This is a genomic window from Corynebacterium antarcticum (genome assembly GCF_016595285.2).
GTDB classification, from domain to species: Bacteria; Actinomycetota; Actinomycetes; order Mycobacteriales; family Mycobacteriaceae; genus Corynebacterium; species Corynebacterium antarcticum.
This window is the reverse complement of record NZ_JAENIP020000001.1, coordinates 352,043-376,358: the sequence shown is the minus strand read 5'-3', so window position 1 is coordinate 376,358 and position 24,316 is coordinate 352,043. Positions and strand designations below refer to the sequence as shown.

At 66.1% G+C, this 24,316-nt stretch carries 24 protein-coding genes; 19 read left to right on the top strand and 5 right to left on the bottom strand.

Features of this window, described 5'->3' with window-relative positions; translation table 11 throughout:
• Window positions 1-54 precede the first annotated feature (54 nt).
• The gene (locus JIM95_RS01675; protein WP_200257296.1) at window positions 55-861 is read left to right on the top strand and encodes a metallophosphoesterase; all 807 of its coding nucleotides are present in this window, start codon (window positions 55-57) and stop codon (window positions 859-861) included.
• The gene (locus tag JIM95_RS01670; RefSeq protein WP_200257150.1) at window positions 854-1,510 is read left to right on the top strand and encodes a 4'-phosphopantetheinyl transferase family protein; all 657 of its coding nucleotides are present in this window, start codon (window positions 854-856) and stop codon (window positions 1,508-1,510) included. The genes JIM95_RS01675 and JIM95_RS01670 overlap by 8 nt, the downstream gene beginning before the upstream one ends.
• Before the next feature lie 7 nt (window positions 1,511-1,517).
• Here JIM95_RS01670 and truB read toward each other — a convergent pair whose 3' ends face one another.
• Window positions 1,518-2,420, bottom strand: coding sequence for a tRNA pseudouridine(55) synthase TruB (gene truB, locus JIM95_RS01665; protein ID WP_200257152.1), 903 nt, complete (start codon window positions 2,418-2,420; stop codon window positions 1,518-1,520).
• 16 nt (window positions 2,421-2,436) lie between these two features.
• On the opposite strand from truB, the gene JIM95_RS01660 reads away from it, so the two are divergent.
• The 10 genes from JIM95_RS01660 (at window position 2,437) to JIM95_RS01615 (ending at window position 16,700) form a co-directional block, all read left to right on the top strand.
• Complete coding sequence (locus tag JIM95_RS01660; protein WP_410170741.1) at window positions 2,437-3,441, top strand: bifunctional riboflavin kinase/FAD synthetase; 1,005 nt, start codon at window positions 2,437-2,439, stop codon at window positions 3,439-3,441.
• Between the two features lie 173 nt (window positions 3,442-3,614).
• Window positions 3,615-3,884, top strand: a complete 270-nt coding sequence (gene rpsO, locus JIM95_RS01655) for a 30S ribosomal protein S15 (RefSeq protein WP_200257156.1) — start codon at window positions 3,615-3,617, stop codon at window positions 3,882-3,884.
• A 318-nt stretch (window positions 3,885-4,202) separates the two neighbouring features.
• Entirely contained in the window at window positions 4,203-6,449 is a 2,247-nt protein-coding gene (locus tag JIM95_RS01650; protein WP_234034462.1) for a polyribonucleotide nucleotidyltransferase, read from the top strand.
• Between the two features lie 284 nt (window positions 6,450-6,733).
• Window positions 6,734-7,498, top strand: coding sequence for a 4-hydroxy-tetrahydrodipicolinate reductase (gene dapB, locus JIM95_RS01645; RefSeq protein WP_200257158.1), 765 nt, complete (start codon window positions 6,734-6,736; stop codon window positions 7,496-7,498).
• Window positions 7,499-7,547: 49 nt separating this feature from the next.
• Window positions 7,548-8,300 (top strand): FAD-dependent thymidylate synthase, encoded by a 753-nt coding sequence (gene thyX, locus JIM95_RS01640; RefSeq protein WP_200257160.1) that lies wholly within the window; start codon window positions 7,548-7,550, stop codon window positions 8,298-8,300.
• A gap of 104 nt (window positions 8,301-8,404) precedes the next feature.
• Window positions 8,405-9,310 carry a 4-hydroxy-tetrahydrodipicolinate synthase gene (gene dapA, locus JIM95_RS01635; RefSeq protein WP_200257162.1) on the top strand — a complete coding sequence of 302 codons (906 nt, stop codon included), beginning with the start codon at window positions 8,405-8,407 and terminating at the stop codon, window positions 9,308-9,310.
• A gap of 2 nt (window positions 9,311-9,312) precedes the next feature.
• The gene (locus JIM95_RS01630; protein ID WP_200257164.1) at window positions 9,313-11,427 is read left to right on the top strand and encodes a ribonuclease J; all 2,115 of its coding nucleotides are present in this window, start codon (window positions 9,313-9,315) and stop codon (window positions 11,425-11,427) included.
• Between the two features lie 75 nt (window positions 11,428-11,502).
• Window positions 11,503-12,129 carry a TIGR03085 family metal-binding protein gene (locus JIM95_RS01625; RefSeq protein ID WP_200257166.1) on the top strand — a complete coding sequence of 209 codons (627 nt, stop codon included), beginning with the start codon at window positions 11,503-11,505 and terminating at the stop codon, window positions 12,127-12,129.
• Between the two features lie 101 nt (window positions 12,130-12,230).
• Window positions 12,231-15,401 carry an FtsK/SpoIIIE family DNA translocase gene (locus JIM95_RS01620; RefSeq protein WP_200257167.1) on the top strand — a complete coding sequence of 1,057 codons (3,171 nt, stop codon included), beginning with the start codon at window positions 12,231-12,233 and terminating at the stop codon, window positions 15,399-15,401.
• A gap of 243 nt (window positions 15,402-15,644) precedes the next feature.
• Entirely contained in the window at window positions 15,645-16,700 is a 1,056-nt protein-coding gene (locus tag JIM95_RS01615) for a TerC/Alx family metal homeostasis membrane protein (protein WP_200257169.1), read from the top strand.
• Window positions 16,701-16,793: 93 nt separating this feature from the next.
• On the opposite strand, the gene JIM95_RS01610 is transcribed toward JIM95_RS01615, so the two are convergent.
• Window positions 16,794-17,087, bottom strand: coding sequence for a YciI family protein (locus JIM95_RS01610; protein ID WP_200257171.1), 294 nt, complete (start codon window positions 17,085-17,087; stop codon window positions 16,794-16,796).
• Window positions 17,088-17,166: 79 nt separating this feature from the next.
• Between JIM95_RS01610 and pgsA the strand changes: the two genes are divergently transcribed.
• From pgsA to JIM95_RS01590, 4 genes are all read left to right on the top strand, one after another.
• A complete protein-coding gene (gene pgsA, locus JIM95_RS01605; RefSeq protein ID WP_200257173.1) occupies window positions 17,167-17,733 on the top strand; it encodes a CDP-diacylglycerol--glycerol-3-phosphate 3-phosphatidyltransferase in 567 nt (188 codons plus the stop codon).
• Window positions 17,734-17,743: 10 nt separating this feature from the next.
• Window positions 17,744-18,337: a CinA family protein gene (locus JIM95_RS01600; RefSeq protein ID WP_200257174.1), complete on the top strand. Its 594-nt coding sequence runs from the start codon at window positions 17,744-17,746 to the stop codon at window positions 18,335-18,337.
• A 20-nt stretch (window positions 18,338-18,357) separates the two neighbouring features.
• A complete protein-coding gene (locus tag JIM95_RS01595) occupies window positions 18,358-18,684 on the top strand; it encodes a helix-turn-helix domain-containing protein (RefSeq protein ID WP_200257175.1) in 327 nt (108 codons plus the stop codon).
• Window positions 18,685-18,839: 155 nt separating this feature from the next.
• Window positions 18,840-19,679: a PspA/IM30 family protein gene (locus JIM95_RS01590; RefSeq protein ID WP_200257176.1), complete on the top strand. Its 840-nt coding sequence runs from the start codon at window positions 18,840-18,842 to the stop codon at window positions 19,677-19,679.
• Window positions 19,680-19,754: 75 nt separating this feature from the next.
• On the opposite strand, the gene JIM95_RS01585 is transcribed toward JIM95_RS01590, so the two are convergent.
• The 3 genes from JIM95_RS01585 to JIM95_RS01575 all read right to left on the bottom strand — a co-directional run bounded on the left by JIM95_RS01585 (window position 19,755) and on the right by JIM95_RS01575 (window position 21,865).
• Window positions 19,755-20,366, bottom strand: a complete 612-nt coding sequence (locus tag JIM95_RS01585) for an energy-coupling factor transporter transmembrane component T family protein (protein WP_200257177.1) — start codon at window positions 20,364-20,366, stop codon at window positions 19,755-19,757.
• A 14-nt stretch (window positions 20,367-20,380) separates the two neighbouring features.
• Window positions 20,381-21,073, bottom strand: coding sequence for an energy-coupling factor ABC transporter ATP-binding protein (locus tag JIM95_RS01580; protein WP_200257178.1), 693 nt, complete (start codon window positions 21,071-21,073; stop codon window positions 20,381-20,383).
• 177 nt (window positions 21,074-21,250) lie between these two features.
• Window positions 21,251-21,865, bottom strand: a complete 615-nt coding sequence (locus tag JIM95_RS01575) for a biotin transporter BioY (protein WP_248112769.1) — start codon at window positions 21,863-21,865, stop codon at window positions 21,251-21,253.
• Between the two features lie 105 nt (window positions 21,866-21,970).
• Between JIM95_RS01575 and JIM95_RS01570 the strand changes: the two genes are divergently transcribed.
• The 3 genes from JIM95_RS01570 to JIM95_RS01560 all read left to right on the top strand — a co-directional run bounded on the left by JIM95_RS01570 (window position 21,971) and on the right by JIM95_RS01560 (window position 24,308).
• Complete coding sequence (locus JIM95_RS01570) at window positions 21,971-22,177, top strand: DUF3046 domain-containing protein (protein WP_200257181.1); 207 nt, start codon at window positions 21,971-21,973, stop codon at window positions 22,175-22,177.
• A gap of 342 nt (window positions 22,178-22,519) precedes the next feature.
• The gene (gene recA, locus JIM95_RS01565) at window positions 22,520-23,635 is read left to right on the top strand and encodes a recombinase RecA (RefSeq protein WP_200257182.1); all 1,116 of its coding nucleotides are present in this window, start codon (window positions 22,520-22,522) and stop codon (window positions 23,633-23,635) included.
• Window positions 23,636-23,687: 52 nt separating this feature from the next.
• Window positions 23,688-24,308, top strand: a complete 621-nt coding sequence (locus tag JIM95_RS01560) for a regulatory protein RecX (RefSeq protein ID WP_200257183.1) — start codon at window positions 23,688-23,690, stop codon at window positions 24,306-24,308.
• Window positions 24,309-24,316 lie beyond the last annotated feature (8 nt).

Genomic DNA, 24,316 nt, shown 5'->3' with positions numbered 1-24,316 from the left:
AATCGCATGTCCCAGACCCCCAGTGCGCCCGGCGTCCCCGACGCCCCGGGAAGAGTGACGCAGACACTGTGGGCCGTCGCTGATCTGCACGGCGCGGTGAAGGACAACGGGGAGATGATCGAGTCCATCCAGCCACGGGACTCCTCCGACTGGCTGATCGTCGCCGGTGACGTGGCCGAACGCACCGAGCTCGTGCTGCAGATCCTCAACCGGCTCCGGAAACGCTTCGCGTGCGTGATCTGGGTTCCGGGGAACCACGAGTTGTTCTCCCGTTCCACCGACAGGCACCAGGGGCGGGCCAAGTACGAGGAGCTGGTGGCCGGATGCCGGAAGATCGACGTCCTCACCCCGGAGGATCCGTACCCGGTGTTCGACGGCGTCACCGTCGTTCCCCTGTTCACCCTCTACGACTACTCGTTCCGCAAGACCGGGTACACGGTGGAACAGGCGGTGCAGGCCGCCCACGACCGCCAGGTCGTGATGACCGATCAGTTCGCCATCGCCCCCTTCGTCGATGTCCGGGCGTGGTGCTGGGACCGCCTGGCCTACTCGATCAAACGGCTCAGCAAGGTCGATGGTCCGACCGTCCTGGTCAACCACTGGCCCCTGATCATCGAACCGGTGAAGAAGATGGCCTTCCCGGAACTGTCACTCTGGTGCGGTACCCGGCACACCCGCACCTGGGCACAGAGGTACGGCGCCCGGGCCGTGGTCTACGGACATCTCCACACCCCCGGGATCACGGTCGTCGACGGGATCCCGCACATAGAGGTCTCACTCGGCTACCCACGGGAGTGGAACCGACACCTGTCGGGGGAGTGGACCTGGCCCTATCCGGTGCTGGAGGTGCGGGATGCTTGACGGTGCCCTGTTCCCGAACTCCGCGAGATTCTGCTGGGTCAAGACCGAGGTGGGGGTGAATGACCTCACCAACTTCAACGGACTGCATCCCCTCGAGAAAGCCCTGGTGGCACACGCTCTCGATGTCCGGAAAGCTGAGTTCGGTGACGCCCGCTGGTGCGCGCACCGCGCGCTCGAACAACTCGGGCGGGAGACGGGGGCGCCGATCCTGCGTGGCGAGCGTGGTATGCCCCTCCTCCCGCCTGCTGTCTCCGGTTCCCTCACTCACACCGGAGGGTTCCGTGCTGCGGTGGTCGCGCCGTCCCTGCTCATCCGGTCGATGGGAATCGACGCGGAACCCGCCGAGGCGCTCCCGGAGGGGGTTCTCGGATCGATCGCCCGCGAGGGTGAGCTGCCCCAGCTGGAGAAGTTCCGCGACGCGGGAATCGAGGGTGCGGACCGCCTGCTGTTCTGTGCGAAGGAAGCCACCTACAAGGCGTGGTTCCCGCTGACGCACCGGTGGCTGGGTTTCGAGCAGGCGGAGGTCGATCTGCGCCTCGACGGCACCTTCGTGTCCTACCTGCTGGTCCGTCCGACGCCGGTGCCATTCATCTCCGGACGATGGTTGATGCGGGACGGCTACGTCATCGCGACGACGGCGATCACCTAGGTGGAGGTCAGAGGGTCGACGGACGCGCGACGAACACCGTGGCCAGGCGTCTGCGGCTCTCCTTCACCAGTGCCACCGACCGTCCGTCGGGCGTGACCGCCGCGTGCACGCCCACCAGACCGCGGGGCTCCAGCCATTTGCCCATCGCGAGTGCGGCGCCCTCGTCATCGGACACCTCGAGGACCGGGAAGGATGCGGCGAGCGCCTCGTCGAGGCTCAGGGACAACTCCGGCCGGTCCATGATCTCCGCCAGGGGCCGTGCACGAGAGATGTCGAACGGCCCCACCGACGTACGGCGGAGGGCGGTGAGGTGACCCCCGACCCCGAGCGCCTCCCCGAGGTCGCGAGCCAGGGAACGGATGTAGGTACCGGAGGAACAGAGGACGTCGATGTCGATGTCCACGTGGTCCGCACCACGGCGGAGGTCCGTGACCTCGAGTCTGTGGACGGTCACCGGGCGGGCCGGGATGTCGACCTTCTCTCCCGCGCGGACCCGTTCGTGCGCCCGTTTCCCGTCGATCTTGATCGCGCTCACCGCGCTCGGCTTCTGCATGATCTCCCCCCGCAGGTCACCGAGCGCCGCGGTGATCGCCGTGTCATCGAGCCGGGCGACCGCACCTGCCGGAGCGGATGAGATCACCTCGCCCTCGGCGTCGTCCGTCGACGTCGAGGCACCGAGCCGTACCGTGCCCGTGTAGGATTTCGTCTCGGCAACCAGGTGGGCCAGAAAACGGGTGCCGCGCCCGATGCCGACGACCAGTACCCCCGTGGCCATCGGATCCAGGGTTCCCGCGTGCCCGACCTTCCTGGTGCCGAAGGCCCGACGGAGTCGGGCGATCACGTCATGTGAGGTCAGACCGGAGGGCTTGTCCACGACAACGAGTCCGGATGTGGCGAGGGGATCAGTCATGCGGACAGTTTAGGCGATCGCGTACGCTGTACCGGTGGACATTTGGCACGGACTGGAGCAGATACCCGCGGACCTCGAGGGCTCGGTGGTCACCATCGGTGTGTTCGACGGAGTTCACCGGGGACACCGCAGACTCATCGGAGCGGCCACCCGGCGGGCCCGGGAGCTCGGAGTTCCCGCGGTCCTCATGACGTTCGATCCCCATCCGATGTCGGTTTTCGCGCCCGAGAAGCTTCCCCCGAGGCTCGGCACGGTGACCACCCGAGCCGATCTCGCCCGGGAGCTCGGTGTGGACCACATGCTCGTCGTCCCGTTCACGGCGAGCATGGCGAAGCAGTCACCGGCGGACTTCGTCGACCGCGTCCTCGCCGGGAAGCTGAAGGCCGTCGCAGTCGTGGTGGGGGAGAACTTCACCTTCGGGTACCGGGCCGCAGGCAACACCGGCACCCTCCGCGAACTCGGCTCCGTACACGGTATCGAGGTTGACGTCCAGGACCTTCTCACCGACGAAGGGACGACCATCTCGTCCTCGGTGATCCGGGGGCTGTTGCGCGACGGTGACGTGGCTCGGGCGAACTGGGCTCTCGGGCGTCCGTTCCGGCTGTCCGGCGAGGTCGTCCGGGGCGCGGGGCGGGGCGGTCGCGAGCTCGGCTACCCGACCGCCAACCTCTACTTCCCGGACACCGTCGCCGTTCCCGCCGATGGTGTGTACTGCGGCTGGTTCACGGTCACCGAAGATCCTGACGCAGGTCCGGTGGACGGCGACATGGTGCCCGGAATCCGGTACATCACCGCCATCTCCGTCGGCACGAATCCGACATTCGGTGATGAACGCCGCAGCGTCGAGGCATTCGTTCTGGATCGGGAGGCCGACCTCTACGGCAGGCACTGCGAAATCGAGTTCATCGAGCATCTGCGGGGGATGGAGAAGTTCGACGGAGTCGACGATCTCCTGACCGCCATGGACCGTGACGTCCGGCGGACCCGCCGGATCATGGCACAGCACCAGCCGGCTGAGTGAGGTCGACGGAGTTCGTGCTATAGTGTCCCGAGGTTTGCGACTGCGGTCCACAGCAGTCGCTCCCCGTGTGCGGGACACCCCCGTGATCCGGTCAATCCCGGAGATGGACGAGGTCGAGGTCGGGCACGCGGAATTTTCATGTGGACTGAAATTATGTAAGAGGAGAATACTCCGTGGCACTTTCCACCGAGAAGAAGAAGGCGATCCTGGCCGAGTTCGGCCTGCACGAGTCGGACACCGGCTCGCCGGAGGCACAGATCGCCCTGCTGACCACCCGCATCCGCGAGCTCACCGAACACCTCAAGTTCCACAAGCACGATCACCACTCCCGCCGGGGACTGCTCCTCATGGTCGGCCGTCGCCGTGGTCTGCTGAAGTACCTGAAGGAGAACAACGTCGATCGTTACCGCGATCTGATCTCCCGCCTGGGCCTGCGCCGCTAAGGCCCTTCTCCACGAAACAGCCGTTCTCCGATCCCGGAGGACGGCTTTTCGCGTTCCCCGGATCCTCGTGCCACGCCCCACGGGGCGTGGCACGGGCGGTGGTGCACCCGGGGTTTTCCGGCTCGCCGAAAAATATTTTCTGCGGTCCCAAAAGGTGCCGGGCCTGCGGTGCAGCTCCGGTCCGCCTCCGCCGGGTGCCTTGCGTCACCGGTGTTGACGCACGTGAGCTGGTACTCTGGTGCGGAGCCTTCCACGAAGAAGACATGAACGGCGGCACCGAAGATCGCCGAGCAGAAGGCTGAGAAAAGGAGAACTCGCTTGCGCGACGTTACTATCAACAACGACACCGAATTCGGAATCGTCGAGGCCACCGCCACGATCGATAACGGCGATTTCGGTACCCGCACCATTCGCCTCGAGACGGGCCAGCTGGCCCGCCAGGCAGGTGGATCAGTCACCGCGTACCTTGATGAGGGCACGATGCTGCTGGCCACCACCACCGCCTCCAGTAATCCCCGTGAGGGATTCGACTTCTTCCCGCTGACGGTCGATGTCGAGGAGCGCATGTACGCCGCCGGGCGGATTCCCGGCTCTTTCTTCCGCAGGGAGGGGCGCCCCTCCACCGAGGCCGTCCTGGCCTGCCGTCTGATCGACCGCCCGCTGCGCCCGACCTTCGTCAAGGGACTGCGCAACGAGGTCCAGTGCGTGATCACCGTCCTGTCGATGGACCCGAAGGACATGTACGACGTCGTGGCGATCAACGCCGCGTCCGCCGCCACCCAGCTCTCCGGCCTGCCGGTGTCCGGCCCCGTCGGTGGTGTCCGGATGGCGCTCGTCGTGGACGAGAAGCACCCGAAGGGTCAGTGGGTCGCGTTCCCGACCCACGAGCAGCACGCCCAGGCATTGTTCGAGATCGTCGTCGCGGGACGCATCGTCCCCGGCAGGAAGGGCGGCGAGAAGGGCGACGATGTGGCGATCATGATGGTCGAGGCCGGCGCCACCGAGAACGTCATCGCCCGGATCGCCGAGGGTGCACCCGCCCCGACCGAGTCAGTCGTGGCCGAGGGACTCGATGCTGCGAAGCCCTTCATCGAGAAGCTCTGCGAGGCCCAGCGCCTGCTGGCCAGGGAAGCGGCCAAGGAGACCCAGCAGTTCCCGCTCTTCCCGCCCTACACCGATGACGTGTACGCCGCGGTGGAGAAGAAGGCCAAGTCCAAGCTGACGAAGCTGATGTCCATCGCCGGCAAGCAGGACCGCGACGACGCCACGAACGAGCACATGGCCGAGATCGAGGCCGCGCTCATCGAGGAGTTCCCGGAGCGCGGCAAGGAGATCCGCAACGCCTACAACGCGGTGATGAAGGCCGTCGTCCGGCACCGTATTCTCACGGACCACTTCCGCATCGACGGTCGCGGCATCACCGACATCCGCGATCTCGGTGTTGAGGTCGATCTCATCCCCCGCGCGCACGGTTCCTCGCTCTTCGAGCGCGGTGAGACCCAGATCCTCGGTGTCACCACCCTGGACATGCTGAAGATGGAGCAGCAGATCGACTCGCTGTCGCCCGTCGACCACAAGCGCTACATGCACCACTACAACTTCCCGCCGTACTCCGTCGGTGAGACCGGGCGCGTCGGTTCCCCGAAGCGCCGCGAGATCGGCCACGGCGCGCTCGCCGAGCGCGCCGTCCTGCCGGTGCTCCCGACCCGTGAGGAGTTCCCGTACTCGATCCGTCAGGTGTCCGAGGCCCTCGGTTCCAACGGCTCGACCTCGATGGGTTCCGTCTGTGCGTCGACGCTGTCGCTCTACAACGCCGGTGTCCCGCTGAAGGCGCCCGTCGCCGGTATCGCCATGGGGCTCGTGTCCGACGAGGTCGACGGAGAGACCCGCTACGTGGCGCTCACCGACATCCTCGGTGCCGAGGACGCGTTCGGCGACATGGACTTCAAGGTCGCCGGCACGGAGGACTTCATCACGGCCCTCCAGCTCGACACGAAGCTTGACGGCATCCCGTCCGAGGTTCTCGCCGGTGCGCTGTCGCAGGCGCGGGACGCCCGCCTTGCGATCCTCGAGACCATGTCCGAGGTCATCGACGGCCCCGACGAGATGAGCGCACTCGCGCCCCGTATCGTCACGGTGACCGTGCCGCAGTCCAAGATCGGTGAGGTCATCGGCCCGAAGGGCAAGACCATCAACTCGATCACCGAGGACACCGGAGCGAACATCTCCATCGAGGACGACGGAACCATCTACGTGTCCGCGTTCTCCGGGGAGGCAGCGGACGCCGCGATCGAGAAGATCAACTCGATCGCGAACCCGCAGATGCCGAAGGTCGGGGAGCGGTTCCTCGGAACCGTCGTAAAGACCACCAACTTCGGTGCCTTCGTCTCCCTGCTCCCGGGCCGTGACGGGCTCGTCCACATCTCCAAGCTGGGCGGCAAGAAGCGGATCGAACGTGTCGAGGACGTCGTCAACGTCGGCGACAAGATCCAGGTCGAGATCCTGGACATCGACAACCGCGGGAAGATCTCCCTCGCACCCGTCGAGGAAGACGCCGCGGAGTAGTCACCACCCCGGCGGACACGCCGACCTGAGCCACCGTCCCGGGCGGGGGATTCCCGACGGAATCCGCTCCGCCCGGGACGGTGGCTCAGTGCATTTCCGGAGATCCCGGCCGGAACCCGGATCCGGCGGTACCGGTGTCGACCACAGTGGTGCACCCCGGCAGGAAGCGGCCGGCCGGGGTGCCTACACTGGACCGGGGAGCACGGCGTGCCGGCGCCGGGGGACAACGTCGCCGCCGCCGGACCGCCCCTCCGGACATTGGGAACAGGACTTGAGGAGCAGATATGGCAGACAGCGGATTCAGCAGAGTGGGAGTTCTCGGAGCCGGCGGTCGCGTCGGACAGGCGGTCGTCGAGGGGATCCGGGACGCGGCGGACCTCGAACTCGTCGCGGAGATCGACCGGGATGACGATCTCGGTGCACTCGTCGACGCCGGGGCGGAGGTCATCGTCGACTTCACCGCGCCCTCGGCCGTGATGGCGAACCTCGAGTTCTGCATCGGCAACGGCATCTCGTGTGTCGTCGGGACGACGGGTTTCACCCCGGAGCGTCTGGATCAGGTGCGCACGTGGATCGCCGATTCGGAGCACGAGGGCGTCGGTGTCCTCATCGCCCCGAACTTCGCGATCTCCGCCGTACTGACCATGGAGTTCGCGAAACAGGCGGCCAGGTTCTTCGAATCCGCGGAGGTCGTCGAGTACCACCACCCGAACAAGCTCGACGCCCCCTCCGGTACCGCTATCCACACGGCCGAGGGGATCGCCGCAGCCCGCCGCGACGCGGGCCTGGGCGCGCAGCCCGACGCCACCGACCAGTCCCTGGACGGTGCCCGGGGAGCGGATGTCGACGGGGTCAGGGTCCACGCGGTGAGGATGACCGGAATGGTCGCCCACGAGGAGGTCATCTTCGGTTCCCGGGGGCAGTCGCTGACCATCCGACAGGACTCCTACGACCGGACGAGCTTCGTTCCCGGCGTTCTGGTCGGTGTCCGGCGGATCCACGAGTTCCCCGGCCTGACCGTCGGGCTCGAGCACTACCTCGATCTCTGATCCCGCGCCGTACACCGACACATCCGAATCAACCGAGGAGACACGTTCCGTGGCCCGACCCGTGGACCTGAAGGTGCAGTTGATCGCGCACACCACCTTCACACCGCCCGAGGACATCGACTGGGAGACAGACGCCGCCGACGGTGAGGCCCTCGCCGAGTTCGCCGGGCGCGCCTGCTACGAGACGTTCGACAAACCGAACCCACGCACCGCGTCCAACGCCGCGTACCTCCGGCACATCATGGAGGTCGGGCACACCGCCCTGTTCGAGCATTCGAGTGCCACCATCTACATCCGGGGTATCTCGCGCTCCGCCACCCATGAGCTCGTGCGGCACAGGCACTTCTCCTTCTCGCAGCTCTCTCAGCGCTTCGTGCACTCGGAGCAGAGCGAGGTCGTGGTCCCTCCCCTCATCGCCGAGGATGAGGAACTCACCCGACTGTTCATGCAGGGAGTCGACGATGCGCGCTTCACCTTCAACGAACTGCTCACCGCGCTCGAGGAGAAACTCAGCGACGAACCGAATGCCCTGCTCCGCCGCAAACAGGCCCGGCAGGCCGCCCGTGCGGTCCTCCCGAACGCCACGGAGTCCCGCATAGTCGTGACCGGTAACCACCGGGCCTGGCGGCACTTCATCGGCATGCGGGCGACCGAACACGCCGACATCGAGATCCGTACCGTCGCCGTCGAATGCCTGCGGCTGCTCCAGGGGATCGCGCCGACCATCTTCGGTGACTTCGACATCGCCACGCTCTCGGACGGCTCCGAAATGGCGGTCAGTCCCTACGTCACCGACTTCTGAGGCGGCGTGCGCAGCGCCGGGGTCCGGGGGCGAGGTGGCGACGACACGCGCCGGAGGCACCGCAATGTCCGGCACCCCGGCCAGACCGGGTACCCTCGTACAACATGAGCACAGGTATGACAGTCAGCACCGGGGCCGAGCACTTCGGCACCGTCGCCGTCGCCATGGTCACCCCGTTCGACCGCAACGGTGATCTCGACACCGCCGCGGGCCGCCGGCTCGCGGCACACCTCGTCGACGAGGGATGCGACGCCCTCGTACTGGCCGGTACGACCGGGGAGTCCCCGACGACGACCACCGACGAGAAGCTCACTCTGCTGCGTGAGGTCAAGGCCGAGGTCGGTGACCGCGCGAAGATCATCGCCGGCGCCGGCACCTACGACACCGCGGCGTCCGTCGCACTCGCGAAGGCATCCGCGGATGCCGGGGCTGACTCCCTGCTCGTGGTCACGCCGTACTATTCGAAGCCGACGCAGGAGGGCATCTACCGCCACTTCACCGCCGTCGCCGACGCCACCGATCTGCCGGTGTGCCTGTACGACATTCCTCCCCGTTCGGTTATCCCGATTGAATCTGATACCATTCAGCGTCTGGCTGAACATCGCACGATCGTGGCCGTCAAGGACGCCAAGGGCGACCTTGCCGCGGCCACACCCCTGATCGCCGAGACAGGTCTCGCCTGGTACTCGGGAGACGACCCGCTCAACCTTCCCTGGCTGTCGCTGGGGGCCACCGGTTTCATCTCCGTGATCGGGCATGCTGCAGCACGCCGACTGCGTGAGCTGCACACGAGTTTCACCGAAGGTGATCTCGTTCGTGCGCGCGCTATCAACAACAAACTTTCCCCGCTGATCAGAGCCCAGGCACGCCTGGGCGGAGTCAGCTTCTCGAAGGGGGCTCTGCGACTGCAGGGCCTCGACGCCGGAGAACCCCGGCTGCCGCAGATCCCCGTGGATCAGGCGCAGCTCGAGGAACTCCGCACCGATCTAGAACAGGCTGGAGTCCTATAAATATGTCTGACACCCGTAATCGATCCCGGAAGGTCACCCGCAAGGCGGGTCCGCCGGAGGCCCCCGAGTTCAAGGCCCCTGAGCAGCCCAACCCCGTAGCCGAAGGCACGGACGGCGACACCGGAACCGACAACCGGGGCACGAAGAAGTCGGGAGCGAAGTCTCCGAACGGCGACCGTGGCGACCGTGACAACAACCGTGGCGGCGGCAATGACCGGAATTCCGGTGGAAACCGCCGCGGCCGGGGCGGCAACTCCGGCGGCGGAAACCGTGGCGGCAACGACCGTTCGCAGGGTAACCGCGGCGGCAACAACGACCGTGGTGGCAACAACGACCGTGGCCGCAACGTCGTCAAATCCATGCAGGGCGCTGACCTGACCCGACGTCTCCCGGAACCCCCGAAGGCCCCGAAGAACGGTCTGCGCGTCATCGCGCTCGGCGGAATCTCGGAGATCGGCCGCAACATGACGGTCTTCGAGTACAACGACCGCATCCTCATCGTGGACTGCGGCGTGCTCTTCCCGTCCTCCGGTGAACCCGGCGTCGACCTCATCCTGCCCGACTTCTCGTACCTCGAGGACAAGCTCGACCGCATCGACGCCCTGGTGATCACCCACGGGCACGAGGACCACATCGGTGCGATCCCGTGGCTGCTCAAGATGCGCCCCGACCTGCCGATCGTGGGCTCGAAGTTCACGCTCGCGCTCATCGCCGCGAAATGCCGCGAACACCGGCTGCGCCCGAAGCTCATCGAGGTCGACCAGACCTCGGAGAAGGATTACGGTCCGTTCAACGTCCGCTTCTTCGCGGTGAACCACTCGATCCCGGACTGCCTCGGTATCGTCCTGAAGACGAAGGCCGGTACGGTTCTGCTCACCGGTGACATCAAACTGGATCAGACGCCGACCGACGGCCGTCCGACCGACCTGCCGGCGATCTCCCGCTACGGCGACGAGGGCATCGATCTGTTCCTCTGCGATTCGACGAACGCGACGACGCCCGGCATGTCCGGCTCCGAATCCGACATCGCCCCGACCCTGCGCCGTCTGATCGGGGAGGCGAAGCAGCGGGTCATCCTCGCGTCCTTCGCCTCGAACGTCTACCGGGTCCAGGCGGCCGTGGATGCCGCCGTCGCCACCGGCCGCAAGGTCGCCTTCAACGGTCGTTCGATGATCCGCAACATGGAGATCGCCGAGAAGCTCGGATACCTGAAGGCACCCAAGGGCACCTTCATCAGCATGGATGAAGCGGGCCGCATGGCCCCGCACAAGGTCATGCTGATCACCACCGGCACCCAGGGCGAGCCCATGGCCGCGCTGTCCCGCATGGCGCGTCGTGAGCACCGTCAGGTCACCGTCCGCGACGGCGACCTGATCATCCTCTCGTCCTCGCTGGTCCCCGGTAACGAGGAAGCCGTCTTCGGCGTCATCAACATGCTCGCGCAGATCGGGGCGACCGTCATCACCGGCAAGGACGCTAAGGTCCACACCTCCGGCCACGGCTACGCGGGGGAGCTGCTCTTCCTCTACAACGCCGTCCGTCCGAAGAACGCTATGCCGGTTCACGGTGAGTGGAGGCACCTCCGTGCCAACAAGGAACTGGCCGTCTCCACCGGCGTCGACCGCGAGCGTGTCATGCTCGCCCAGAACGGCGTCGTCGTCGACCTCGCCGACGGCAAGGCCGAGGTCGTCGGTCAGATCCCGATCGGTAACCTCTACGTCGACGGTGTCACCATGGGTGACATCGACGACGAGGTCCTCGCCGACCGCACCGAGATGGGCGAAGGTGGCCTCATCTCCATCACCGTCGTCATCGACAACCGCACCGGCCGACCGCTGGAGCGCCCGACGGTCCAGGCCAAGGGCTTCTCCGAGGACGCGAAGGCGATGATGCCGGAGATCACCGAACTGGTCGACAACACGATGCGTCAGCTCGCCGGCGAAGGGGAGAACGACCCCTACCGCATGGTCCGCCAGCTGCGCCGCAAGGTGTCGCGCTTCGTCGAACAGAAGTGGCGCCGTAAGCCGATGGTCATCCCGACCGTCGTGCCGATGAGCTCGGACAGCCACAATCCGGTCCCGGATGAGGCTGTACGCCGGGCCCGCGAGACCCGCTGACCCCCACCCGCATCAACGACATGGCCCCGGCCCGGTCGAATCGGTTCACTGAGCCGGTACGACTAGGCTGGGGCCATGACTTTCGCCGCATCCGAAAGGGCCGCACTCGGCTCGCTCCTCCTCGAACTCGGCTCTGACGCTCCAACCCTCTGCGAGGGCTGGAGCACGAGAGACATGGCGGTCCATCTGCTCGTCCGGGAGACCCGGCCCGATGCGGCGGCGGGGATGTTCCTCCCCGCTCTCCGCGGCCATCTCCGTTCCGTCAGCGAGCAGGTCGGATCACGTGACTACGTGGACATCGTTCGGGCGTGGGCTTCGGGACCGCCACGATTCAGCCCACTACGGTTTCTCGACGCCCAGCTGAATGCCGGGGAGCACTTCATCCACCACGAGGATGTGCGGCGTGCCCGTGAAGGCTGGGAGCCGCGCACATTCGGGACCGATGACACGGAGACTCTGCTGGCCGTTCTACGTCGGTTCGGTGCCCGACTGCTCCGGGGTTCGGAATGCCCGGTGATCCTCGATCCCGACGGAGCCCCTTCCATCGTCGCCGTGGAACGCCGTGGTGTCACCGGCCACGGATCGGACGTCGTCCGTGTATCCGGTACCGCGGGCGAGCTCCTGCTGTTCTGTTTCGGCAGAACTGAGTCGGTTGTGACGGTCACCGGTGACCGGGACAGGATACGGTTCACGAGTATCTGAGGGGGCTGCGGTGTGACGGGGGAGAGGAGCGGTGTTCTTCTCGACCGTATCCCGGTGTGGCATCTGTGACTGGAGTGTCGGATGCGTCTATCCTTTCAGTCATGCCAGCCAAAAGTCGCCCCGGAACCACACGACGAGACAGCAAGCGCCCCGGTACCTCCCGCAGTCAGCGGAATGTGCCCCGCGCCGCTCAGACACGTCCGGCGCAGCGCGCGGCAGTGACCTCCGAGGAACGCACCGGAAGCGCCTTCCGGGCCGTCGGCGGAGGTATCCGGGGAATGTTCGGCGCGGCGGCCAGGGGAATCGGAGACGCCACCCGGTCGATGGGCTCCCGGGATGAGGCGGTGCCGGAGGAACCCGGGTCCGAGGCGACTGAGGAGATCACGTACCCGGGAGACCGGAAGAGACGGAAGATGGGCGCGGAGACCGACGGAGGCGGCCGGCGGGGCGGTCGCGGCCCGCAGCGTCGCGAAGCGGGACTCGACGGGGATGATTCTCCGGACCCCGACACCGGGAATCCGCAGAGCTCCCCGCACGATGGTCTCGGCCTGGCGCTCATCGCACTGGCCGTCGTTCTCGGCGGTGCCGTCTGGCTCGACGTGGCGGGGCCCGTCGGGCGTGCGGTCGACGACGCTGTCCGGTGGCTCATCGGGGCGGGTGCGCTCGTCCTTCCGATCGTTCTCCTCGTCGGTGCGGTATCCCTCATGGCCGGGAGGGGCACAGAGAGAAGTGGGACGTCGTCGGTGACACCCCGTGTTCCGGTCGGTGTCACCCTCATCGTCGTGTCGATGCTGGGGCTGATCCACATCTTCGCCGGGCTACCCACCGACATCGCCGGACGGCGGAACGCCGGCGGTGCGGTCGGCGTCCTCGTCGGAGACGTCGCGGCACGGGGATTCACCCCCTACATCGCGGTTCCGCTGCTCTTCCTCGTCATCGTCTACGGGGCGCTCAAGGTCACCGGTATCACGGTCCGGGAGTTCACCGACCATCTCGGTGGTCTGCTCGAGCGGAGCAGTCGCGACGAACTGACGAGCGGACGCCCCTCATTCCTCGGGGGCATCGCCGACTTCTTCGGATTCGGCGCATCGTCCGACGGCACGGTCCCCGGTCCGGACACCGACGGTCTCGACGACGACGCGGATTTCACGGAGTACGAGGAGACCTACCGGCCCGCGCGGACGAAGGCCTCCCGTCGCCGACCCGTCACCCCCATGGAGGCGTACCCGCTGCCCGAGGAGGAGGACGACGGTGAGCACACCCTGTTCTCCACGTCGTCCGTGGAGGAGCCCTCCCGTTCCGTGCGCAAGCAGCCCCCGTCCGCTTCGGACACCAATGAGCTGCCCGTGGTTCCGGACACCCCTCAACCCGTGGCGGAACGGCACCGTAAAGGTGCGGCGGGTGCCGGTGCGGCGGGCGCCGCGTCCGCTGCGGGAGCCGCTGCGCGGACGGAATCCCGTGCGGCCGAGACGGCGGCCGTGACCGGTGGTGCCGCGACCGCCTCGGCTGCCGGGACCGCCGCCAAAGGCGTGGACGACGCCGTGTCCGCCTCGAGGAAGGCGATGCGCGACGCGATCATCGCCCGCTCCGGGGTCGATGCCGCGGCGGTGCCCGCAGCCGTTCCCGCCAGCGAAAGAAACAGCACCGCGCGGAAGTCGCCGGACACGCCGGAACAGGCGACCGCGGTAGCCGGGTCCGACGACTACGTCATCCCCAGCGCCGACATGCTGATCCCCGGAAACCGGCCGAAGACCCGCTCCGAGGCCAACGACCGGATGATCGAGGCGATCACCGAGGTATTCAGCGAATTCAATGTCGATGCCTCGGTCGTCGGATTCTCCCGTGGACCGACGGTCACCCGGTACGAGGTCCAGCTCGGCCCCGGTGTGAAGGTCTCGAAGATCACCAACCTCCAGTCGAACCTCGCGTACGCCGCCGCCACCGACAACGTCCGGATCCTGGCGCCCATCCCGGGCAAGTCACTCGTCGGTATCGAGGTTCCGAACACCGACCGGGAGATGGTCCGACTGGGGGATGTGCTCAATGCCCCCGCGACCGTCGACAACCACGACCCGATGCTCATCGGACTCGGAAAGGACATCGAGGGCGAGTTCGTGTCGCACTCGATGCAGAAGATGCCCCACCTTCTCGTCGCAGGTGCGACAGGTTCCGGTAAGTCGGCCTTCGTCAACTCACTGCTCGTCTCCCTGCTCACCAGGGCGACACCCGAGCAGGTGCGGCTCATCCTCGTCGACCCCAAGATGGTGGAACTCACCCCCTACGAGGGCATCCCGCACCTGATCACGCCGATCATCACGCAGCCGAAGAAGGCGGCGTCGGCGTTGCAGTGGCTCGTCGAGGAGATGGAGCAGCGCTACATGGACATGAAGTCCGCGCGCGTCCGGCACATCAAGGACTTCAACCGGAAGGTTCTCTCCGGTGAGGTCGCCGCCCCGCAGGGCTCTCAGCGGGAGTACCGTCCGTACCCGTACATCGTGTGCGTCGTCGATGAGCTCGCCGACCTGATGATGACCGCGCCGAAGGAGATCGAGGACTCGATCGTCCGGATCACCCAGAAGGCGCGTGCCGCGGGCATCCACCTCGTGCTCGCCACGCAGCGTCCGTCCGTCGACGTGGTCACCGGACTGATCAAGACGAACGTTCCCTCCAGGCTCGCGTTCGCCACCTCGTCTCTCACCGATTCCCGCGTCATCCTGGACCAGGCGGGCGCCGAGAAACTGATCGGGATGGGCGACGCGCTGTTCATCCCGCAGGGCGCAGGCAAGCCGCAGCGGATCCAGGGCGCCTTCGTCACCGACGAGGAGGTTCAGGCCGTCGTCGATGCGGCGAAGGCACAGGCCGAGCCGGACTACACGGAGGGCGTCACCGAGGACAAGGCCGCAGAGGCGAAGAAGGACATCGACGACGACATCGGGGACGATCTCGAGGATCTGCTCCAGGCGGTCGAACTCGTCGTCACGAGCCAGTTCGGTTCCACGTCGATGCTGCAGCGCAAGCTCCGTATCGGCTTCGCGAAGGCCGGCCGCCTCATGGACCTGATGGAGACGCGGGGCGTCGTCGGCCCCTCCGAGGGGTCCAAGGCCCGCGAAGTGCTCGTCAAGCCGGAGGAACTGGACACCGTCATCTGGATGATCAAGGGGGCCGACCCGGCGGAGGCCCCGAAGGAAGACGACTTCGGGGAAGACACCCCCGACGACAGTGATGACGGCACAACGACGGTGACCACCAGTCCCACCGGTGGAGTGTTCTGACGAGGGGCCGCAGGTGCCGGTGTCAAGCACCGTTGGCGTCGCCGCGTCACACCGCTGTAGAGTGGTCTCGTTCATGGAGGGGAGTACCCCACCCAACGGCACCGGTCGTCAACACGGTGGCCGTTCCGTACCGCTCCCGGCGGTGTCGGCGCGGTTCCCCGGCCGTGTCGGCTGCACCATCCACGCAGCGGGGGAGACCTCCGGTTTTCACGTCACACCCTGAGACCGGAGGTCTTTTTCCAAGTGGAAGTCAACACCCTCACCTGGGTCATCACCGTCGTCGTTCTGCTCGGCTTCATCGCGTTCGACTTCGTCAGTCACGTGCGCAGCCCCCACGAGCCCACCATGAAGGAGGCCGCGGGATGGATGATCTTCTACGTGCTGCTGGCTTGCCTGTTCGGCGGTTTTCTCTGGCTCACCTGGGGCGGCCCGGACGGCAACCATCAGCACGGCATCGAGTTCTTCGCCGGATACATCACCGAGCTCTCGCTGAGCGTGGACAACCTGTTCATCTTCGCCCTGATCATCGGTTCCTTCCGGGTTCCACGGGCGTACCAGCAGAAGGTACTGCTCATCGGCATCGCCCTCGCGCTGCTCTTCCGGGGCATCTTCATCGGGTTGGGTGCGGCGGCGATCAACGCGGCCAGCTGGGTCTTCTACCTCTTCGGCGTATTCCTGCTCTACACGGCCATCAAGCTCATCGTCGACGAGATTCGCGGCGCCGAGGAGACCGAGGTCGATGACATGCTCGTGGTGAGGACCGTACGCCGTGCGGTACCCGTGTCGAGCGGGTTCGACCGGGACAGGCTGTTCACCAGAGTGGGCGGGCGCCAGATGGTGACCCCACTCATGATCTGCCTGGTGTGCATCGGTTTCATCGATCTGATGTTCGCGTTCGACTCCATCCCCGCCATCTTCGGGCTCACGCGGGAGCCCTACATCGTCTTCACCGCGAACGCCTTCGCGCTGATGGGGCTCCGCCAGATGTACTTCCTGCTGGACGGTCTTCTGGACCGGCTCGTGTTCCTGCCCTACGGTCTCGGTGCAATCCTCGCCTTCATCGGTGTGAAACTCACTCTGCACGCCATGCACGAGAACAGCCTGCCGTTCCTCAACGGGGGAGAGTCGATCCACGTCCCCGAGGTGTCGACGGCGTTCTCGCTGGTGTTCATCGTCGTCACACTGGTGCTCACCACGGTCGCGTCGGTGATCAAGACGAAACGGGATGAGGCGCAGGGCGCCGTCGCCCCGAAGTGGAACAGGGCGAAGGACATCCACGACGACGCAGCGACGAACTGACGGTTCCTCCTCCGGGAAACGACGAGCCCGATCTCCGGGGAGGGGCTTCCGGGGATCGGGCTCTCCCGTACGGAACGGAGATCCGGGACGGGATCAGTCGTTGAAGACGTTGAGCACCGGGTTCCAGGTGTGGAAGACCCGTGCGGTGAGCGCCCCCTCGGTGTGGAAGGGATCCCGGTCCATCAGTGCGCGCGCATCATCGAGTGACGCCGGTTCAGGGAGGCGGATCACGATGAGCGCGCCGCCGTCACCGTCGGTGTACGGGCCGGATCCGATCAGCTGCCCCTTCTCCTTGAGGGCCGCGAGAAACTCCCGGTGGCGTGGGCGGACCTCGGTGATCAGATCGGAATCGGCGGGATACGAGTACTCAACGACGAAGGTATTCATGTCCACCGATTGTAGTGGCCGTGGGCCCCGACGGCGCCAGCCACCGATGTGAGTACTGTAGAGGACTGTGAGTGGTCCCATGAGTAAATCCAGCGGTACGGCGGAGTCGCCGTCGAACCTCAACCTGCCCAACGTGCTCACCTCGCTGCGGATCATCGCCATTCCGCTGTTCGCCTGGTTGGTACTGCGGAGCGGCAGCGAACACGCGGGGTGGATGTGGGCTTCCTTCGCGCTGTTCATCGCACTGATGATCACCGACAAACTCGACGGGGACATAGCCCGTGCCCGCGGGCTGGTGACGAACTTCGGGAAGATCGCGGATCCCATCGCTGACAAGGCGCTGATGATCGCCGCGCTGGTGTGTCTGAACATCACGGGGGCACTGTGGTGGTGGGTCACCGTCGTGATCGTCTTCCGTGAGCTCGGCATCACCTTCTGGCGCATGGGGCAGCTCCGTGCAGGCCGGGTCGTACCCGCCTCCCGGGGTGGAAAGCTCAAGACCGTTCTGCAGTCGGTCGCCGTCGCCCTCTACCTCCTTCCGCTGCCGGGGTTCCTCCACCCGGTCATCGTGCTCGTGATGCTCGCGGCGTTGGCGGTGACCGTCGCGACCGGTGTCCAGTACCTGTTGGTCTCACGACGCCGGTGAGAGTTCGGTCATGAAGGCAGCGGATCTGGAGGCACTGGCCGCTGAAGTCGTCGCGGCACTGTCGGCCCGGGGGCAGACCGTCGCCTTCTGTGAATCCCTGACCGCCGGCCTGGCATCCGCCTCGCTGGCCCGTGTGCCCGGCGCATCCGCCGTGCTCCGGGGAGGTCTCGTCACCTACGCCACCGATCTGAAGATCAGCCTCGCGGGCGTTCCGCAGGATCTCGTCGCGCGGCACGGCGTCATTTCGCCGGACTGCGCGGAGGCGATGGCGGTGGGGGCGAGGGACCGCTGCTCGGCCAGTTGGGGTGTCGGGTTGACGGGGGTCGCCGGCCCCGACTCCCAGGAAGGTCATCCGGTCGGTGAGGTCTGGATCGGGCTGGCCTTCCCCGATGGTGGAGTTGCGGCGAGCCGCGCTGCCGGGAGCGGCCCGGAAGGCGGTCTTCTTTCAGGGAACCGCGAGGCCATCCGCGCCGCGGCGGTTTCGGAGGCGCTGCGCGGGTTGCTCCGCGCCGCGGTTTCGGGTGACACGGGAATACCGGGTCCTGAAAGGCCAGTTCAGCGTCCTGTCGGCACGGTACCGGAGGAGAGGGAACAAAATCGGTAGCTGTGACGTTGTCTATAGTGATGGCTACTTACACTGTTCTTCTCGACCAGCCGGTCCACGCACCGGCGCGCGCCGGCGAAACCCGTGAGCCGCTGCTCCGCGAGGCACTCGGTTCTGCTTTGCGTGCGTTTCGGGCGGACCGCGGTATAACGCTCCGGGAGCTCGCCGAGACGGCACGGGTGTCCCCCGGGTATCTGTCGGAACTGGAACGCGGCAGGAAAGAGGTGTCCTCCGAACTGCTCGCCGCCGTCTGTCATGCACTCGGTGCGACGGTGTCCGACGTTCTCATCGAGGCGGCCGGATCGATGGCGGTGCACACCGCGGAGGCGGACCTCGCTGCAGTGTAGGGTCATAGCGGCTAGATTGGTGACAGTACCGAGCCGCAACGGCCCGGCCAGGTCCGCAGTTTCCCGGCACGCACCGTGCCTCACCCCGCATCATCAGCCCACTGTCGTAGCGACCGCGGGCGTAAAGTCAATGAACGGAAGGCTCGACTCTCACAATGGCTAACCCCTTCGTCAAAGCATGGAAGTACTTCATCGCGCTGTTCGACTCGAAGATCGAGGAGCACGCTGATCCGAAGATCCAGATTCAGCAGGCGATCGAGGACGCGCAGCGCCAGCACCAGGCGCTGTCCCAGCAGGCTGCGACCGTCATCGGCAATCAGCGGCAGCTCGAGATGCAGCTGAATCGCCGTCTGGCCGAGATCGAGAAGCTCCAGGCGAACACGCGTCAGGCCCTCCAGCTGGCGGACAAGGCCGCAGCCGAAGGAGACACCGCGAAGGCCACCGAGTACACGAATGCCGCCGAGGCGTTCTCCGCACAGCTCGTCACTGCGGAGCAGTCGGTCGAGGACACGAAGCAGCTTCACGACCAGGCCCTGCAGCAGGCGGCTCAGGCGAAGAAGGCCGTTGAACGGAATGCGATGATGCTGCAGCAGAAGGTCGGCGAGCGCACCAAACTGCTGAGCCAGCTCGAGCAGGCCAAGATGCAGGAGAAGGTCTCAGAGTCCCTGCGCTCCATGAACTCGATGACCGCCTCGGGAAGCACCCCGAATCTGGACCAGGTCCGGGAGAAGATCGAGCGACGCTACGCCAACGCACTCGGCCAGGCGGAACTGGCCGAGAATTCGGTCGAGAACCGGATGGCGGAGGTCGAGCAGGCCGGTGTCCAGCTCGCCGGGCACAGCCGCCTCGAGCAGATCCGCGCACAGATGGCCGCAGAGAAGCTCGAGAGCGGCAGCCCCGACAAAGCGTTGGAGTGGGACACCCGGTCGAACACCCCGAACATCGCCGATGCCGCAGTCGAGGAGAAGATGCGTCAGCTGCGCGAAGAGAACTAGCACCTCAGATTCCCGCATAGGAGGGCGGCCCCGCCGGGTGGTGGGGCCGCCCTCGTGTCAGTTGCGCCGGACTTCTCAGTCGTCGACCCCTCGGGCGAGCAGCGCATCGGAGATGTGTTGCGCCCGACGGATCGAACGGACGATGACGGGCGTTCCGAAAGCTGTGATGGACATGGTCGCCCCCCGTGCCTTCCTGGCGTCGAGGACCTCCCGGACCGTGGCGAGCTGCAAGGGGATCAGCCTTATCGTCAGGGACATCGCCAGGCTCACCTTGTCCGCGGGAACACCGAACCGTTGCAGGGGACGGAGACTGTCCTCGAGCGCATCCATCATGGCGGACACCCGCGTCGTCAGGGTGAGCAGTGTCGCGGCCATGATCGATGAGGAGATCAGCAGGAAGACGACCGCGGCGGGTTCGAAGCCCTGTTGCCACCACTGGAACGCCGCGAAGAACCCCAGCAGGGGGAGGGCCGGCCACACCTGCCCCCAGGCGGTTCGGGCGGGTATTCGCGCGACCGCGACCAGTGCGACGACCCCGAGTACGCAGGCAACCGCGCCCGGGAGTGAATCGATGAGCATCGTGGAAGCGATGATGTAGGTGATGAGCAGGACGAACTTCCATGTGGGGTTCATCCGGTGAACCGGCGTGTCGCCGGGTACGTACACCCCCATCGGAATCGATGACATGACGACCCGTGCCATCAGTGTGCCTCCCGGGACATGAGATCGCGGTAGAAGGAGACGACATCATCCGGGGCGCCGTCGGCGACCACCCGACGGTCGTGGACGCAGATGACCCGATCGAATCCGGTCAGGAAGCCGAGATCGTGGGTGACCACGATCAGCTGCTGCTCGAGACGATCGAACTCCTGTCTGATCCGTAGCCGGTTCCGCAGATCCAGCAGGGTCGTCGGCTCATCGGCGATGATCACGTCGGGATCGATGATCAGGACCGCCGCGAGGGCGAGGAGCTGTTTCTCGCCCCCGGAGAGCACGTGTGGCGACGAATCCGCCAGATGGCCGATGCCGAACCGGTCGAGCATCGCCTGCACGCAGGCGTCACGGTCCCGCCGGTCGAGCTTCATCCGCCGCAGGGAGAACGCCACATCCTCCCGGACCGTGGGCATGATGATCTGGTTTTCCGCGTCCGAGAACACGAAACCGACCCTCCGGCGGATGTCGCGTCCGTGGGTGGAGGGATCGACGCCGTCGACGGTGACCGTTCCGGCCGTCGGCTCGCCCAGACCGTTGATCATCCGTATCAGGGTGGATTTTCCGCCCCCGTTGGCGCCGATGACCCCGATCCGGGATTCGGTGAGTTCCAGTGAGACGGAATCGAGGACGGTCCTGCCGTCGAAGACGGCCGAGACCTCGTTGAAGACTATCCGGGGCATTCGTCGTCGGCCTTTCGTGCTCGGCCCGCAGCCCCGGGGAGAAACGGATCATGGTCCCGCCAGCGGGACGTGTGTGCACGTGTGCTCGGACGGGGTGGGACAGCGACCCGGTACCGGCGGGTGCCGGCGGTCGGTACCGGGGCTGCGGTACCGGGGACGCCCGGGGGGATGTGGCGACTACTCCTGCTTCGGATTCGCCGCACCACCGGCCCCGGATTCCGTGCGGGAGCCGAACCCGCGGAGGTCCGGGAGCGCCGCGTGGACGCCCACCGCGATGAGCACACCGACGATGAGTTTGACGATCGCACCCGGGATGAACGGAATCTGGACCTCGAGGGCGGCGCTCAGCGTCATGTCGAGGCGCCACATGAGGCCGAGGATCCCGAAGAAGTACTGGACCAGCATCGCGGCGAGGAACGCGAGGGTGAAGTTGATCGCCATGCCGCTGCGGTTGCGCGGTGCCCGTGCACTCAACCCGCCGGCGATGAGCGGCGCGAGGAGGTAGCCGAGCAGATATCCGACGGTGGGACCGCTCAGTGCCGTGAGGACACTTTTGCCCTGGGAGAGGACGGGCAGCCCCACGATTCCGAGCAGGAACACGATCACCAGTGCGAGGAAACCGCGGCGTGGTCCGAGGATGAGGCCGGCCATGATGCAGGCGGCGTTCTGGAGGACGATCGGTACACCTGCACCTCCCACGGGTATGGAGATGTACCCGAGGACGATGATGAGGGCGGCGAAGACCGCAGAGTAAGCGAGGTCACGGACGTTAAAAATACTTTTGTCATTCACATGTGAAGACAGTACCCGGATGTGCAGCAATTGAACAGTGTTCATGTGGCAACGGGGCTGCATGCCCGGGCATGGGTGGCGTGGGGCGACTGTAGGATTGCCGTCATGCGCCTGCACCAGTTCGATCGACTCATTGACGCTGAATTCGGCCATGCCCACGGTATGTGGATCATGCGGTCGCACGTTCTGTCGCGCCGCGGCAGGACGGCGGTCGAACTCATCGAGGACGGTGTCGATCCACGGGACGTCTGGTGGGAGATCTGCCGCGATTTCGAGATACCGGAGGAGCGGCGCCTTGGGCCCGACGAATGACCTCTGGCGAGGGGAAAGGCCATGGTTCCGGACGTCCGTGTCGCATTGATATCGAACACGTGTGCGTGTACGCTCAAACCGTGTCGCGGACGCCGGATACGGTATGGTCTGACTCCCGGACATCCACGAACGTGTCCGTCCGTCGGTCCACGATCGGGGGTGGAGCGGATCCCGCGGGATCCCATTTGCCGGTACCGCGGTCCCATCCCTTGTAGGGCAGATTCCCCACCGCGGTGACGCGGGCAGGGGACAGGCGTTCCACTCGTCCGCGGGGCCCGGAGGTTTTCCGCTCACCCGAACATTCCAGTACCACCGAGAACAGAGCACGAGGTTCCCACCGCAATGGCAACGAAGAAGAAGACCAATGCAGCGTCCACCGGCGATGAGCGTCGCAAGGCCCTTGATGTGGCCATGTCGCGGATCGAGAAGGACTTCGGCAAGGGTGCGGTGATGCGCCTCGGCGACGACAACCGGCCACCCGTGAAGGCGATCTCCTCGGGAAACACCGCCATCGACATCGCTCTCGGTGTCGGCGGCTTTCCCAGGGGACGCATCATCGAGATCTACGGTCCGGAATCCTCCGGTAAGACCACCGTTGCGCTTCATGCCGTTGCGCAGGCGCAGAAGGAGGGGGGCATCGCCGCGTTCATCGACGCCGAGCACGCCCTCGACCCCGACTACGCCCGCAAGCTGGGCGTCGACACGGACAACCTGCTGGTGAGCCAACCGGACACCGGCGAACAGGCGCTGGAGATCACGGACATGCTGGTACGTTCCGGCGCGATCGACATCATCGTCATCGACTCGGTGGCCGCCCTGACCCCGAAGGCCGAGATCGAGGGCGAGATGGGTGACTCCCACGTGGGACTCCAGGCGAGGCTGATGAGTCAGGCGCTGCGGAAGATGACCGGTGCCCTGCACAACTCGGGGACCACGGCGATCTTCATCAACCAGCTCCGCGAGAAGATCGGTGTCATGTTCGGATCCCCGGAGACCACCACGGGCGGCAAGGCACTGAAGTTCTATGCTTCGGTCCGGTGCGACGTCCGCCGCATCCAGACGCTCAAGGACGGCCAGGACGCGATCGGCAACCGCACCCGGTTGAAGGTCGCGAAGAACAAGGTCGCTCCGCCGTTCAAACTCGCCGAGTTCGACATCATCTACGGCGAGGGCATCTCGCGGGAGTCCTCGATCATCGATCTCGGGGTGGAGAACGGGATCGTCAAGAAGTCCGGATCGTGGTTCACCTACAACGGTGATCAGCTCGGTCAGGGCAAGGAGAAGGTCCGGCTGTATCTGAAGGACAACCCGGAGATCTCCGACGAGATCGAACACAAGATCTTCGCCAAGTTGGGGGTCGCGGGTCACACCGACGATGATGCGTTGAGTGATGACCCGGTGGATGTCATCCCGAACGTCGATTTCGATGACATCGACGACGACTCCGACGACAGATAGACGGGGGATCAGCCCCCGATCCGCACGGTGGACGGAGGAGGACTGCAGCACCATGACGGGAGAGGAATGCACCGCCGGCGGTGACCGGGGGGAACGGAAGGCGACCGTGGACCGGCTCCGGGAGGCGGTCCACGCCGTCGAATCCGGGGATTCCGGGTTCATGGACATCGAGGCGGAGAAGGACAGGGCCGCCGTCCGTCACCGGGCTCTGCTTCTTCTGGACCACCGGTCACGGTCGCGGCGGGAACTCGACCGGCGACTCGGGGATCTCGGGTTCCCGGCCGGACTGATCTCCGATGTGCTGGACGATCTGGAGCGGGTCGGTCTCATCGACGACGAGACCTTCGCACATGAGTGGGTCCGCCAGCGTCACAGGCGGCGGGGGAAATCACGGGACGTCCTGGACCTGGAGCTGCGGGACAAGGGTGTCGCGCCCGAGCTGCGGAGCCGTGCGCTCGCCCAGATCGCGGAGTCGGACGAGCGGGCCATGGCTCTTCAGCTGGCCCGGAAGAAGGCCCGGACCACGGTGACGCGGGAACCGCGGGACCGCACGGACCGGGATCGCGCCCTGAGACGCATACTCGGTGTGCTCGGGCGTCGGGGCTTCCCCCAGGGAATGTCCATGGAACTGGCGCGGGAGGCTCTTGACGAGAGGATCTCCGAGGTCTCCTGACCGTGGGG

What these genes read in the sequence shown, in the direction of transcription:
- dapA (WP_200257162.1), top strand. Translation starts at nt 8,405, where the DNA reads ATGAGCACAGGTATGACAGTCAGCACCGGGGCCGAGCACTTCGGCACC.
- JIM95_RS01670 (WP_200257150.1), top strand. Translation starts at nt 854, where the DNA reads ATGCTTGACGGTGCCCTGTTCCCGAACTCCGCGAGATTCTGCTGGGTC.
- JIM95_RS01580 (WP_200257178.1), bottom strand. Translation starts at nt 21,073, where the DNA reads ATGCCCCGGATAGTCTTCAACGAGGTCTCGGCCGTCTTCGACGGCAGG.
- JIM95_RS01630 (WP_200257164.1), top strand. Translation starts at nt 9,313, where the DNA reads ATGTCTGACACCCGTAATCGATCCCGGAAGGTCACCCGCAAGGCGGGT.
- JIM95_RS01625 (WP_200257166.1), top strand. Translation starts at nt 11,503, where the DNA reads ATGACTTTCGCCGCATCCGAAAGGGCCGCACTCGGCTCGCTCCTCCTC.
- JIM95_RS01590 (WP_200257176.1), top strand. Translation starts at nt 18,840, where the DNA reads ATGGCTAACCCCTTCGTCAAAGCATGGAAGTACTTCATCGCGCTGTTC.
- JIM95_RS01570 (WP_200257181.1), top strand. Translation starts at nt 21,971, where the DNA reads ATGCGCCTGCACCAGTTCGATCGACTCATTGACGCTGAATTCGGCCAT.
- pgsA (WP_200257173.1), top strand. Translation starts at nt 17,167, where the DNA reads ATGAGTAAATCCAGCGGTACGGCGGAGTCGCCGTCGAACCTCAACCTG.
- truB (WP_200257152.1), bottom strand. Translation starts at nt 2,420, where the DNA reads ATGACTGATCCCCTCGCCACATCCGGACTCGTTGTCGTGGACAAGCCC.
- JIM95_RS01610 (WP_200257171.1), bottom strand. Translation starts at nt 17,087, where the DNA reads ATGAATACCTTCGTCGTTGAGTACTCGTATCCCGCCGATTCCGATCTG.
- recA (WP_200257182.1), top strand. Translation starts at nt 22,520, where the DNA reads ATGGCAACGAAGAAGAAGACCAATGCAGCGTCCACCGGCGATGAGCGT.
- JIM95_RS01585 (WP_200257177.1), bottom strand. Translation starts at nt 20,366, where the DNA reads ATGTCATCGATTCCGATGGGGGTGTACGTACCCGGCGACACGCCGGTT.
- JIM95_RS01620 (WP_200257167.1), top strand. Translation starts at nt 12,231, where the DNA reads ATGCCAGCCAAAAGTCGCCCCGGAACCACACGACGAGACAGCAAGCGC.
- dapB (WP_200257158.1), top strand. Translation starts at nt 6,734, where the DNA reads ATGGCAGACAGCGGATTCAGCAGAGTGGGAGTTCTCGGAGCCGGCGGT.
- JIM95_RS01595 (WP_200257175.1), top strand. Translation starts at nt 18,358, where the DNA reads ATGGCTACTTACACTGTTCTTCTCGACCAGCCGGTCCACGCACCGGCG.
- JIM95_RS01560 (WP_200257183.1), top strand. Translation starts at nt 23,688, where the DNA reads ATGACGGGAGAGGAATGCACCGCCGGCGGTGACCGGGGGGAACGGAAG.
- JIM95_RS01600 (WP_200257174.1), top strand. Translation starts at nt 17,744, where the DNA reads ATGAAGGCAGCGGATCTGGAGGCACTGGCCGCTGAAGTCGTCGCGGCA.